This window comes from Thalassobacillus pellis, from assembly GCF_016908295.1.
GTDB lineage: Bacteria > Bacillota > Bacilli > Bacillales > Halobacillaceae > Thalassobacillus > Thalassobacillus pellis.
This window is the reverse complement of sequence record NZ_JAFBDO010000008.1, coordinates 89,748-103,268: the sequence shown is the minus strand read 5'-3', so window position 1 is coordinate 103,268 and position 13,521 is coordinate 89,748. Positions and strand designations below refer to the sequence as shown.

Here is a 13,521-nt window from a genome sequence, read left to right as displayed (position 1 = left end):
CTTACAAAAATTTTTTACACTTTGAATGAACAAAAAAAAGCAAAGCGAACGATCCGCTTTGCTTACACAGGGGGAATACGAGAAAGTCTTACGGAAATAGTATTACCACATTCTATCTCTTTTAAACTCTTTTTATGAAAAAAATTCATAGTTTTATAGATTTTTTACGAAACGGGATGAAAGGGTAATTTCGGGCTGGATTTCTCTTCTCCGATAGCAGGTTTAATATCATTATAATGCCTATAATCTTTGCCAGCATCGTAAATGTATGATAGAATCAATAATTGCGTAAAAAGTATACTAAATAAATCAGGAGTTGTATAGCATGTCAGAGAAGTTTGAAACAGGTCAAGTATTAGAAGGTAAAGTTACAGGAATACAACCATACGGTGCATTTGTTGCCCTTGACGATCAAGTTCAAGGCTTGGTCCATATTTCTGAAGTGACACACGGTTACGTGAAGGATATTAACGAGCATCTTTCTGAAGGTGACGAAGTTAAAGTTAAAATTCTTAACATCGATGAGGAGAAAAACAAGTACTCTCTTTCCATCCGTGCTACTCAGGAAGCACCAAAAAAGCAGCAACGTCGCCCTCGTAAAACTCAAAGTGCTCCCCAAGGACAAGAAGGGCAGCCAGCAGGCTTCAATACGTTAAAGGATAAGCTGGAAGAATGGATCGAGCAATCTGAAGACCGTTCTAGCACTTACCGCAACAATTAAGGGAAAAAACCCGGCCAATTATGGCCGGGTTTTTTTATGACTAGCCCCCTTGAGGTCTTAAGCCGATCCTCTCTGTGACCGAGAACGTCACGACGAGGGCTGGTTTAAGCTTGTCGGGGGAACAAGCCGCTTCACTTTTTTAGTTACTTTGTTGTGGACGGCTCTGAATTGTCAGCTAATTCTTCATCTGGCTTGAACAGAAGAGAAATAGCAATAATTCCACTGATCCCTACTAGTGAATAGATGATCCTTGCAAAGGCCCCGCTTTGTTCTCCGCCGCCAAATAAGCCAGCAACGAGGTCATATTGGAAAAGACCGACTAATCCCCAGTTGACAGCACCTATTATGACGAGAATTAATGCGATTCGTTGAATTACGTTCATCAAGATTACCTCCATTTAGCAAATATGTTTTGTTTCTCCGTTAGCATAACTCTGATGAAAAAATTTATGCATACAGACATATGTTTTGAGAAACGCTGGAATTTACGGGATAATGAAGTGAGATTCTTATAAAGAGAGGTGTTTGGAAATAATGGAGGCATTTACATTCCATAATCCGACCCGATTGATTTTCGGCAAGGATCAATTACAGAAATTACCTGAAGAAATTCCGGAAACCACCGAAAAAGTTCTTGTTGTTTATGGTGGAGGAAGTATTAAAAAGAACGGTTTATATGATAAAGTAATGGCTCAACTGAAGAATATCGGCGTTGAAACTGTCGAGCTGCCAGGCGTTGAACCGAACCCCAAACTTTCTACAGTCAGAAAAGGGGCAGAAATTTGTAAAAAAGAAAAGGTGGATTTCGTGCTTGCTGTAGGTGGAGGAAGTGTCATTGACTGCACGAAAACCATTTCAGCTGCAGCCAGGTATGATGGCGACGCCTGGGATCTTGTCACAAAGAAAGCTACCCCTGATGGGGCATTACCGTTTGGTACAGTACTTACACTTGCTGCTACCGGTTCAGAAATGAATGGTGGTGCTGTGATTACTAATTGGGAAACAAATGAAAAATACGGGTGGGGTTATCCGCCATATACCTATCCTAAGTTTTCTATCCTGGATCCTGTTCATACAATTACAGTCCCAAGAGACCAAACCGTTTACGGTATCGTCGACATGATGACTCATATCCTCGAGCAATATTTCCATGCATCCACAAATGCACCTGTCCAAGATGAAATGTGTGAAGGAGTACTTCGTACAGTGATTGAAACTGCACCTAAGCTTTTAGATGATTTAGAGTCTTACGAGCACAGGGAAACTATTTTATATGCAGGTACAATTGCACTGAATGGTATGCTTCAGATGGGTTACAAAGGTGACTGGGCAAGCCATAACATTGAACACGCGGTTTCAGCCGTTTATGATATTCCACATGCAGGCGGTCTGGCCATACTGTTCCCGAACTGGATGAAATATAACCTGGATAAAGAACCAACACGATTCAAACAATTAGCTGTCAAGGTATTTGATGTCGATCCATCCGGGAAATCTGACAAAGAAGTGGCGCTGGAAGGAATTGAAGCGTTACGGAACTTCTGGAGTTCCATCGGGGCTCCGGAGACACTTTCCGATTATGAAATTGATGACAGCCAGTTTAATGTTATTGTAGATCGTGCAATGAAACGTGGTGCATTTGGTAATTTCAACGAACTACATGAAGAAGATGTAGAGGAAATCCTCACCATGTCCAAATAAGTAAGCTTCAACCACCTGATTTTGCAATTCAGGTGGTTTTTTATAGGTATGTAGCCGTTAAAAAAATAATTTCATGGTGTATCCGTTTACATACGGGAACTCGCTTGAATTGCTTTAGACGTTCCGATAAAGTGAAGATGGATATAGTGTTATTAACGACGAAAGATGGAGGGATAATTTTGACCCACGTAAATTTTGATTATACAAAAGCACTGCCTTTTTTTGGAGAACACGAACTGAAATATATGGAAGATGCTGTGAAGTTGGCTCATGATGCACTTCATGAGAAAAAAGGACCTGGTAACGACTTTTTAGGCTGGCTGGACCTTCCTGAGAACTATGATAAAGAAGAATTTTCCCGTATCAAACAGTCAGCAGAAAAAATCAAATCTGATTCTGATGTATTACTGGTCATCGGGATCGGAGGGTCTTATCTTGGCGCCCGAGCAGCAATAGAGATGTTAAATCACAGCTTTTATAATGAATTAACGAAAGATCAACGGAAATCGCCACAAGTGTTTTTTGTAGGAAACAGTATCAGTGCACCTTATATCAACGACTTATTTGATGTACTTGAGAACAAAGACGTCTCCTTAAACGTAATCTCCAAGAGCGGGACTACTACAGAACCTGCAATCGCTTTTCGGATATTCCGTAAGTTTATGGAAGAGAAGTATGGAAAAGAAGAGGCTCGGAAACGTATTTATGCGACTACAGATAAGGAGAAAGGTGCCCTTAAAACTCTTGCTGAGGATGAAGGCTATGAAAGCTTTGTCGTGCCTGATGATGTTGGTGGCCGTTATTCTGTATTGACAGCAGTTGGCCTGCTGCCGATAGCAGCTGGCGGAATTGATATCGATTCGATGATGGAAGGCGCAAAAGCGGGTATGAATGAACTGAGTTCTTCTGAATTGAACGATAATCCTGCCTATCAGTATGCTGCTGTCCGTAATGTTCTTTATAATAAAGGTAAGCCAATCGAAATGCTTGTCAATTATGAACCAGCACTTCAATATTTCTCTGAATGGTGGAAGCAGTTATTCGGTGAAAGCGAAGGAAAAGATCACAAAGGCATCTTCCCTGCGTCTGCGAATTTTTCCACTGACCTTCATTCTCTTGGTCAGTATGTCCAGGATGGCCGGAGGGAGTTGTTTGAAACTGTCCTGAAAGTAGAGGAACCGAAGTCTAATATCACCATTGATGAAGATCCGCAGAACCTTGACGGGCTCAATTACCTGGCTGGGAAAACAGTTGACGAGGTAAATGAAAAAGCATATGAGGGTACATTGCTTGCCCATACAGATGGCCAGGTTCCTAACTTGACAGTTCACGTACCGAAACTAGATGCATACACATTCGGCTATCTTGTTTATTTCTTCGAAAAAGCATGTGCCATCAGCGGCTATATCCTTGGAGTCAATCCATTTGACCAGCCTGGAGTGGAAGCTTACAAGAAAAACATGTTTGCTCTGCTCGGTAAACCAGGGTTCGAAAAAGAAAAAGACGAATTAGAAAAGCGTTTATAAGAAGAAGAGGCTGTCCCATAAGTCTGATATAGACTTTCAGGACAGCCTTTTTGTATTTTAATGAGACCTCTCTATTGTCAGCAGTAAGGGAGGACTCTTTTATTTCAGGAAAAATATTTTAGCTTAGCTGTTATATTATTTGACTGCTGTTACCAGTTTTTATCAAGTCTTTTGTAAAACCAGGATCTCCCGAAGCTCCAGCACGTGCATAAGTTGACATTTCACTTTTTTTCATAACCAACTAAAAAAGGGGGACGATAATTAGAAAAGGAGTGATAGTGATGATACCAGTTCCTTCAAAACTTGTAGGTGAAGTCTTTACGCTCGCTGATCTGGAACGACAAATAAAGCCGCTGGGATACCAAATTGGAAGCAATTGGGATTATGATCATGGATACTTTGATTATAAAATCGCTGACGAGGTAGGTTATCAATTTTTAAGGGTGCCTTTTGAAGCAAAACAAGGCTCGCTTGATTCCTTTGGTACCACAGTAGAAATCAAGCAACCCTTCTTACTTTCCCATAAATATCAGCGTGGCTTGGATGATCACGTCCATCTTGGTAATTTTAAAGCTTCCTTCGACCAATTCCAGGAACCGCAAGATCCTGATGCAGAGTTTCCGGAAGAATATGTTGAAATCGGAAGAGAGCTTGTACGTGAATTGGAAAATAAATTACTTCGGTAACAGGGTGATAAGGCGGGTGTTTGCTGTAATTATTTCCTCCGGGCGTACATTGATGACTATTTTTCCTTCCTTTATTAAACCAAGAAGTACCACTTTTTTTTCGGCATAAAAACGGACGCCCTCCAGGAAGGATGAGTCAATCACTTCCTCTGGGGGCTCTTGTTCATGAAATTGTTTTTCGGTCAAAATTTTTAGTAGTAAATCAAATGGCTTAACTGTGTTGTTCCGATACATTTCATGGAAAAACACCGAGCTCATGAATTGGTTAGAACGAATGACTTCTCCTGCACCGGCACGAATCGCATTGATGATTTGTCTTTCCGTTAATATTTCAGCGAATACTTCCAAATTCGGATTGCATCCTTTCATGGCAAGGATTCCAATTATAATTGCCTGGTCTGCCTGCTCTTCCCGTTTTGAAGGGTCAGCAGTTATAAGTGCAGCACGGGCTTTGGCAATATTTGCTTTAACCAACGTGTCATCATCTGATACGTTCCCACGGATAAAATGCACAGGGGTCTTACGAAAAGGGAGTTCCCGCATGCTGCTGTCTATGACTACGACCTTTTCCTTCTCATTATGTTCATGAATGATTTCAACTAACTTCCTCGTCCTTTCATTCCATCCCACAAGAATCAGGTGATTTTCTCCAGTAAAAGCAACCTTCCCACTGGAAAGGTCACGCTCATAATTCACTGTACCTGCAGATATAGTTGCCATGTAAAAGGTTAAAATTCCACCGCCGGTCAATATCAGAAGAATTGCAAGCAGTCTTCCTAGAGTGCTTAAAGGAACATAGTCACCATATCCTACAGTGGAGCCTGTTACAAAAGCCCACCAAAATCCGTCAAAAATGGTAGGGAAATGACTGGGTTCTATAAAATGAATAACCATCCCAAAAATGATCATGGATAGAATTACAGTAAGGAAAAGCCGAAGAAAGATAGGCAGGCGAAAGTAAAATTGTATTACAGTATACATACCGCCCCTCCTTTTTACTTACCATTATGGACCTGTGGGGAAATATTTATAATAAACACGAATATTAACTGTCAAAAACATTAATTTGTTCGATTTTTAACCGAAAATTGCTTGACGAAGCTGATGAAACTGCTATAATGGGAGATAAATTAATACGGGAGTACTCATATAATCGCAGGAATATGGCCTGCAAGTTTCTACCGGGTTGCCGTAAACAACCCGACTATGGGTGTTATGGTGTTCCATGGCATAGGTATAGTCTATGTTTAGCTTTGTCATTGTTAGTGCTTCATGGGCAGTATGATACGCATGATGTACACATGGTCGGATTTCCCTTGATACAAAAGGTTTTGCTTTACCCTCAATGTCAAATTGACATACTTTTGACATACTTGGCACTTGGCTTTATAAATCTAGAGAGCCTTTCATGAAATCACTGAACTTTTGGGAGGCTTTTTCTTCCATGTTTTCAGTGATATGCGCATATATGTTCATTGTAGTATTGATGTCACCATGGCCTAAACGTTGTTGGATTTCTTTAATTCCAACCCCGGCTTCTATGAGAAGGGAAGTATGGGTGTGTCGTAAAGAGTGAGGCGTGAGTTTTTTGTCTATCCCACTTAGTTTCAATAAGCGCTGCATCCGTATGTTTACGGTCTTTAAGAATTCGGGGTATCCTCGATTATTAATTTCCTTGGCAAAAACAAAATCTAACTGATTGTAATAATTGTTAGATTTTTCAATGAGTGTCTCTTGGTGTTCCTTGTGTTTTTTTAATGCAGCTATCACATCTGTATCCATCTTAATTGTACGAATCGATCCCTTTGTTTTTGGAGTAAGCAACTGGTATTCTTTTGTACGATTGGAAGGGTTATAGTAGGTTTTTGTCACTCTTAGGGTTTCTCTAGCCATATCGATATCTGTCCACTTTAGTGCAATAAGCTCTCCAACACGTAGTCCACTATAGGCTAGAGTTAAAAACATGGGAAAGTCTTTATCAATTCCGTCTTCCTTTGCAGCTGTTAGAAAACGAATAAGTTCAGCTTTCTCCATGAATTTAATTTCTCCTTTATTATTTTCAACCTCCTCAACCGTTTCTAACTTCCGTGGTATTTTAGCAAACTCACATGGGCTATTTTTAATAACGTTAAATTCCACAGCTTTTTTAAATATCATCCGACCTGTTGAATGTATACCATCAAGCGTGTTAAAAGCATAACCTTCTTTATGAAGAGAAGTTAGCATAGATTGATACTGTTTTCGGCTGATATCTTTTATCTTCCTCTGGCCAAAGAATCGATTTAGATGGTCTATATTTTGCTTTCGATTTCTTACAGAGCTTATTTTGGCACTTTCACTATATATTTTAATCCATTCGAAAGTGAAGTCTTTGAATAATACATCTTGTTCTTTGAAATACGTGTTCTCATATACTTCTTTTTCAATTTCTGCTGCAGCCAGCTGGGCTTCTTTTTTTGTTTTAAATCCACCCTTAGATGAAAATTTCTTCTTTCCAGTAGTGGGCTCTATTCCCAAATAAATTTGAAAATACCATTTATTACCTCTTTTTCGGAAATTGGCCAATGTAATTCTCTCCTTTTTACATCATCCTACTTGATTATGTTGTAATTTTCGGTACAACCCTACCTTTGATTTTCTCTAATCGCTCTGCACATAAGTATCTTGGAATATTAAAATCTCTAGACCATTGTTCTATAATATCAGGGTTATGTAATGAATAACCTTTAATCATATGAAAAGGAAGAGAAGCATAAAGGGTAAAGTGCTTTGCATCCCTTTCTTGAAGCTCATAAAAAGCTCTAGGCATTTTTGACTGGCAGCCAAAGTGTCTTAAAGCATGACATAGTTCATGAAAGAATTGCTCTCTTTGGTATTTTATAGGTAATCGACTATCAATAATAATCTCTTGGTACCTTCCAACTTTCATGTAACTGGCTTGAGTGGGTTTTCGATGAAGGGAGATCCTGGATTTAAGCCCAATTCTGTTAATACATAAATCCTCAGGGTGTATAAATTTATTATCTAGGTACCATTTAGTTACTACGTCTTCAAGGGTTGTGGTCGTGTAGGATGGAAAACCCAAAACCAATCACCGTCCTTTGATAATGATTATTATACGAACATATGTTTGCATAATCAACATTATAAGTTACAAAATCTGGATTTTATTTTTGAGTAAAGGACAAATGATAACTATTATTTGGTAAATTAAATAATTTTGATGAAAACAGATACAAACTCTTGCGATAATAAAATTGGCTTGTATCAAAAACCTAAACGCTTATTACATAACTCTTATGGATATAAAATCATTGTTTATCTTGAATTCGAGTTTTCCATATAAGGGCAGCATTCTGGAAGACTTGATTTCGAGGTATTTCCAAAAACTAATATGTTAAAATTTAGATAAATTAAGCTAAGAAAGGAAATTATAATGGGGGATTGGAAAAGGAAGTTACTTGATACAACTCGCGGAGTATTTGAAATATTCATAAAGGGGAAGGGAGCACCAATGTGTGTGACTCATCTTTATTCTGAATTTAACCAATCAGGAGATTACTTTGCTGAAACATTTACAAGAACTCACAAAGTCTTCTTAGTAAACTTAAGAGAAACTGGGCACTCAGAGAAAGCGACGGAACCGTATCAACTAGGTATGTTGGAAGCTATTTTTGATTTAGAAGCTATTCGTGAAGAACTGGGATTTAATAAGTGGGGCTTCGCTGGCCATTCAACTGGAGGAATGTTAGGAGTTATTTACGGAATTTACTATCCAGAATTTCTAAATTATAATGTGATCGTCGGAGCAGCTGTAAGAGAATATATGACATTTTCAAGAGATTGCATTTATAATTCAGCGCATCCTAAATTTAATAGAATGCAGGAACTAAACGAAGCTTTGAAACGTAAGGATTTACCGCAAGAAAAAAGAAGTGAGCTAAAAGTTGAAAGGACAAAACTATCATTATTGGCTCCTGAAAAATATAATGACCTTTTTTCTTTAAACATACATAAAGGTTTGTCTGCAATTCGAATGGAGTTCTTCAGTCGAGAATTGCAAGTTTATGATGTAACTAGAAAACTGGAGCTTATATCAACACCTACTTTAATAATATGTGGGAGATATGATGTCCAATGTCCATTAAAGTACTCCATTGAAATGGCTGAAAACATACCTAATTCAAAATTAGTCATCTTTGAAGAAAGTAACCATTACCCATTTTTAGAAGAAACAGTGCGTTTTACTAATGTGTTTGATTCATTTTTAAAAGATGAAGGTTTACTATACAGCTAAGGGTTAGGTATTAAAATTGATTTTTGAAGAATGGAGCCATCCGTACCAAGAGGTGTCTGATGTATCCACGGGCAAAATCTTTAGGATTAATAATTAAGGCAGACTTCGTTAAAGGGGGGTAAACCTTGAAATTAGGACTTAAAAGGGATGAAGTTAGATTAGTGGACTATACCTCCGAATGGAATGAAGAATTTTTTAGAGTGAAAAATGAGATAGTGGAAAACACAAATTTGGAAGAATCTCGGATTGAGCATATTGGAAGTACAGCAATTAAGGGGATGTCAGCAAAACCAATAATAGATATATTAGTGGGTGTTGATTCCTTGAGTAAGGTAGATAAACCCTTATTTAAAGATTTTTTCAAAGTGGGTTTTTTAAGATTAAAAGTTGAGAGGCCTGGAGAAATTGTATTAGCAAAGTTTACTGATAATACTTACAAAGAAAAGACACATTATATCCACTTGGTTGAATATCAAAGTGAACTATGGAACAATCTAATTTTCTTTAGAGATTATCTAAATTCAAATGAAACAGCAAAAAAAAGGTATTTAGAAGTGAAGATGGAGTATCTAAAAAAGTCATCCACAGGAGTAAATGAGTATACTGATTTTAAAGAAGAATTTGTTAAAAGTATTTTTAAAAAAAGAAAAAAATCTAATATTGGCTAACGAGGGCTTAGCATAGGAGGAGGTTATAAAGTGGAATTTGTATTAAGTCTAAAAAACCATAGAGTCATATGGAAGACTACCTTTTCCCAAAAGAGCTTTTTTTGGGATTATTCAAAAAGTGTTAGATGGTTACCGAAGTGAAGAGGTTTCTTTTCCATATGAATAGATAGAGCTCCTTGAATTAAGAAATTACATCTATTGTAATTTACAGGATCTACTAAGATGAAAGAATGTAAACTTACGTAGTTTCTCAGCTTCGAGCTTTCCGCATAAGTGGGCGATAATGGCTATCGATTACTGAGCTATAGGAATAAACAGTTGAACTGGAGTGGAACAATATTAAAACTATTTTAAGTAATGTAGCATTTGCAATAGTGACAGTATTTACGTTGGTTCATATAGTGGATAATTATTTATTAGGGATAATTCCTTTAATTAGTCTTTGGGTAATATTTGACTACATCAAAAATCTTGAGCATAAAGCCTATATTAATACAAAAACGAAAAAAATAGGAACAATTAGTTATATTTTAACTGGCATTATCGGGTTGTTGTTACTAGTGTTCTTATTATAGTTATTAAGCATTAGTAGCGTTTGGATTCAAAATATCTCGAAATCAAGTATTCCGCTATACCAGCTAATAGAAGGTCAATAGGTAAGGGTAAAAAAAGTGAATCAGACATGGTACAATAAAAATGAACATACTAAATAAACTTCAACAGTAACGATTTGAAGTATTTTCTATAAAAGTATTTTATTGGTTGATTCTAAATCGCATAAGTCTTTTTACTTTTTAAGATGGCATAAATCCAATGAATGAGCTTGTTAGCACAAGCAATGATTGCCACCTTATGTGGCTTGCCTTCTTCACGTTTCTTATCGTAATAAGCTCTTAATCCAATACGGTTTGGAATTGAAGTTTAATTTGTACATAAGTTCCCGTTAGAGCGTCATGTTGGCGGGCTAGGTTCCTCAAATTCATGATTTTGACGGCTTTCTTTTTGAAAGGTTGAAGGTCATCATATAGATAATACAACTCCCCTAAACGAAAGGCATCAATGGCGTCGGTCTTCACTTTCCTTAAGCTCATCTTTTTAGCTTCATAAGAAAGAACCGGATTCACCAAATAATAGACGATTTGATGCTCTTCTAGGAACTGTAAAACGGGTTCATGGTAATGACCGGTAGATTCAAAAACGACGACCGGAGGTCGCCCTGTGATCTCTTCCACCTCTAACCAAAAACGATGAAAATCATGTAACCCTAGGATGTTATGCTCGAAATAAAGCTCTTTTTGTAAGGGTCTTTCTTCTGTAAAAAGGCTTGTACTTGGCTTTTTCCCTTCGCAATATCCAGGCCGATGACTGGATCCATGTTTTATCACGTCTCCTTTTGTTAGATTCGCCGGCAGCCCCTAACCTACCTTGTAGTGTCATAGCTTCGCTTGTTTTACGGGATCCAGGTCCCAACCAGCCTCAAACATGTTTCTACAAGTAGGGGGTGGACAGTATAGCGGACGGGATCAGAGTCCCGCGGGGGCGAACGTCCTACCCGGCTACTTAAAGAATAACCCATAAAAAATAGGTCAACCAGAAACTGGTTAACCTTATAATACGATAGGGGGCTATAGCTGCACATTGACTATCGCTTATTGTGCTAAATCACTAACAGGGCAGCATTCCTGTTATGAAGAAATATCGTATTTAACGAAAAAATGACCTCTTGGTATGATAGATATGTCCTGAAGCTGGCCAGCACAAAGGACAAATTCATATACCAGGAGGCCATGAAATGAATTATAACCAAAATAAGAAGCTTGCTCAAATAACATCTCAAACACTAATTGTAGGCGTGGATATTGCGAAACACAATCATGTCGCGAGGGCTCAAGATTTTAGAGGTGTCGAGCTTGGATCATCTCTAACATTTGAAAATACACAAGCAGGATTCGATGGCTTTTTTGAATGGATTCAGCAGTTACTTACGGACCATAATAAGCACCAAATTTTGATTGGGATGGAGCCCACCGGTCATTATTGGCTCAACCTAGTTCATTTTTTAAAGGATAAGAATATCAAGTTCGTGGTAGTGAACCCTTCACATGTGAAGAAATCAAAAGAGTTGGATGATAATTCACCTACCAAGAATGACATTAAAGATGCGAAGGTCATTGCCCAATTAGTGAAAGATGGGAGATACGCTGAACCAAACATTCCGCAAGGAGTTTATGCAGAACTCCGTGGTGCTAAAAAAATTCGTGATCTTCTATCTGTCGACCTTCAAGTGGTGCAGGGGCAAATCCATAACTGGATTGATCGGTATTTCCCTGAGTTATTAACTGTGTTTAAAAATTGGGAAGGTAAAGCACTTCAAATATTGAAACTTAACTTACTTCCACACGAACTTATAAACCTCACAGATCGAGAATTAATGATTCACCTTAGAAAGACAGTCAAACGTGGCGTAGGTTTAGATAAGATGCAGGAATTAAAGCGAGTGGCTGGTTGTTCAGTAGGTGTTCGTCAAGGTTCGGATATGGCTAAATTAGAACTCCATACCTTGTTAGAAAAGTTCATCAAAAGTTGGAAGAGCTTGAGTCCAGAATGGACTCTTTTCTTGAACAGGTCCCTGGCGTAAAACAAATGCTAGGAATCACGGGCATAGGAAGAGACACTCTGGTAGGGTTCTTTTCAGAGGTCGGAGACCTTAATGGCTACTCTCATCCTCGCCAGATTATAAAGTTAGCAGGCTTGAATTTGAAAGAGAATACTTCAGGACAACATAAAGGTCAGACGAAAATTACAAAGCGAGGCCGAAAGAAATTAAGAGCCCTTTTGTTTAAAGTTGTCATGCCTCTTGTCGCCAAGAATTCTGCTTTTAAAGCTCTACATGAATACTATACGAAACGACCCAACAACCCTCTGAAAAAGATGCAATCGATGATTGCCTTGTGTAATAAACTGATAAGAATATTGTTTGCCATCAGTAAAAAACAATTTGAGTTTAGTGAAGAGAAGATGTTAAGAGATATTCCTCATATGAAAGAATTGCAGACAGCAGCTTAGTTTTTTGTAGTCATAGTTATCTTAGCTATATAGACATTTGAAGCACGGATTAGTCAGTCAAACCAACTAACCTACGGACATTGATCCTGCAGGGCAGCATTACTGACATCCACCTCATGGAAAGGTTGTACGAAGGAATTTTAGAGCATTGACTCTGTGAGACATGGGAGGGTTCACCTCCATGAGAATTGTGGACATCCATAAATGCGATTATAAGTTAATCACAACCCAAAATTTAAAGAAACTAGCAATTGGGTGTACACTGTCAGACTCTAAAAATCCATAATTCGACATAAATACAACTAAATTCCATTATTTAAATATAGTCTATATACGAACGACTATGAAATTCTGAGAAAACTGGAGAAATCGTAAGATTTTCCTTTCTTTATAGAGGGAGTTTAATTGAATAAAAGTTACAGAGGGAGACTAATTATGACAAAAAAGTATTGTTCAATATTATCAGTATCTTTTTTCATTTTGGCTGTTTTTCCACTACTAGCTGGTTTGACTGAATGGGGTAATGCACTATATGTTGCTGTAATTAATATAAGCATCTTTTTACCTTTGATTTTAGTAGTTTTGGGCTTAATATTTGCTTTAACTGGGATTAAAGGCAAGGTCAAAATTAGCCTTGCTTTGATGAATGTGTTAGGAGTGCTTCTATCTGCATTTTTAGTCTTTATTGCGATGTATGGTTTTCAACAAGCATAAAAGGATTATCTTCAACTGTCGGGGCGTAAGTTAAAGATCTAATGAAAGATGTCTCGATATCAAGTATTCGATAATAGGGGGTTTATCTGTAGAAAAGATAAGCCTCTAGCCTTTGTGAATAAGGATTGAGTTCCTGGATGCT

At 37.9% G+C, this 13,521-nt stretch carries 12 protein-coding genes, 1 pseudogene and 1 riboswitch; of the genes and pseudogenes, 8 read left to right on the top strand and 5 right to left on the bottom strand.

Annotated features, from left to right (window positions below):
* Positions 1 to 325: 325 nt before the first annotated feature.
* Positions 326 to 721, top strand: a complete 396-nt coding sequence (gene yugI, locus JOC33_RS18520) for a S1 domain-containing post-transcriptional regulator GSP13 (RefSeq protein WP_205094040.1) — start codon at positions 326 to 328, stop codon at positions 719 to 721.
* A gap of 143 nt (positions 722 to 864) precedes the next feature.
* Here yugI and JOC33_RS18515 read toward each other — a convergent pair whose 3' ends face one another.
* Positions 865 to 1,104 (bottom strand): DUF378 domain-containing protein, encoded by a 240-nt coding sequence (locus JOC33_RS18515; RefSeq protein WP_205094039.1) that lies wholly within the window; start codon positions 1,102 to 1,104, stop codon positions 865 to 867.
* Between the two features lie 151 nt (positions 1,105 to 1,255).
* On the opposite strand from JOC33_RS18515, the gene JOC33_RS18510 reads away from it, so the two are divergent.
* From JOC33_RS18510 to JOC33_RS18500, 3 genes are all read left to right on the top strand, one after another.
* A complete protein-coding gene (locus tag JOC33_RS18510; RefSeq protein WP_205094038.1) occupies positions 1,256 to 2,422 on the top strand; it encodes an iron-containing alcohol dehydrogenase in 1,167 nt (388 codons plus the stop codon).
* Between the two features lie 179 nt (positions 2,423 to 2,601).
* Positions 2,602 to 3,948, top strand: coding sequence for a glucose-6-phosphate isomerase (locus tag JOC33_RS18505; protein ID WP_205094037.1), 1,347 nt, complete (start codon positions 2,602 to 2,604; stop codon positions 3,946 to 3,948).
* Between the two features lie 281 nt (positions 3,949 to 4,229).
* Entirely contained in the window at positions 4,230 to 4,634 is a 405-nt protein-coding gene (locus JOC33_RS18500) for a YugN-like family protein (protein ID WP_205094036.1), read from the top strand.
* Here the strand turns inward: JOC33_RS18500 and JOC33_RS18495 are convergent.
* The 3 genes from JOC33_RS18495 to JOC33_RS18485 all read right to left on the bottom strand — a co-directional run bounded on the left by JOC33_RS18495 (position 4,623) and on the right by JOC33_RS18485 (position 7,563).
* Complete coding sequence (locus JOC33_RS18495) at positions 4,623 to 5,615, bottom strand: potassium channel family protein (RefSeq protein WP_205094035.1); 993 nt, start codon at positions 5,613 to 5,615, stop codon at positions 4,623 to 4,625. The two genes, JOC33_RS18500 and JOC33_RS18495, sit on opposite strands and share 12 nt — an antisense overlap.
* A 144-nt stretch (positions 5,616 to 5,759) precedes the next feature.
* Positions 5,760 to 5,861, top strand: a riboswitch (purine riboswitch).
* Positions 5,862 to 6,020: 159 nt separating this feature from the next.
* Entirely contained in the window at positions 6,021 to 7,199 is a 1,179-nt protein-coding gene (locus JOC33_RS18490) for a site-specific integrase (protein WP_205094034.1), read from the bottom strand.
* A gap of 34 nt (positions 7,200 to 7,233) precedes the next feature.
* Positions 7,234 to 7,563, bottom strand: a complete 330-nt coding sequence (locus JOC33_RS18485; protein ID WP_239534302.1) for an ImmA/IrrE family metallo-endopeptidase — start codon at positions 7,561 to 7,563, stop codon at positions 7,234 to 7,236.
* Positions 7,564 to 8,070: 507 nt separating this feature from the next.
* On the opposite strand from JOC33_RS18485, the gene JOC33_RS18480 reads away from it, so the two are divergent.
* Complete coding sequence (locus JOC33_RS18480) at positions 8,071 to 8,931, top strand: alpha/beta fold hydrolase (RefSeq protein WP_205094032.1); 861 nt, start codon at positions 8,071 to 8,073, stop codon at positions 8,929 to 8,931.
* Positions 8,932 to 9,056: 125 nt separating this feature from the next.
* Positions 9,057 to 9,599: a GrpB family protein gene (locus JOC33_RS18475; RefSeq protein WP_205094031.1), complete on the top strand. Its 543-nt coding sequence runs from the start codon at positions 9,057 to 9,059 to the stop codon at positions 9,597 to 9,599.
* A gap of 893 nt (positions 9,600 to 10,492) precedes the next feature.
* On the opposite strand, the gene JOC33_RS18470 is transcribed toward JOC33_RS18475, so the two are convergent.
* A complete protein-coding gene (locus JOC33_RS18470) occupies positions 10,493 to 10,984 on the bottom strand; it encodes an IS110 family transposase (RefSeq protein WP_205094030.1) in 492 nt (163 codons plus the stop codon).
* 407 nt (positions 10,985 to 11,391) lie between these two features.
* Here JOC33_RS18470 and JOC33_RS18465 point away from each other — a divergent pair.
* Together JOC33_RS18465 and JOC33_RS18460 are read left to right on the top strand one after the other, a co-directional pair.
* A pseudogene (locus JOC33_RS18465) lies at positions 11,392 to 12,665 on the top strand (IS110 family RNA-guided transposase).
* A 435-nt stretch (positions 12,666 to 13,100) separates the two neighbouring features.
* Positions 13,101 to 13,379 carry a hypothetical protein gene (locus JOC33_RS18460; protein ID WP_205094029.1) on the top strand — a complete coding sequence of 93 codons (279 nt, stop codon included), beginning with the start codon at positions 13,101 to 13,103 and terminating at the stop codon, positions 13,377 to 13,379.
* The last annotated feature ends 142 nt before the right edge of the window (positions 13,380 to 13,521 follow it).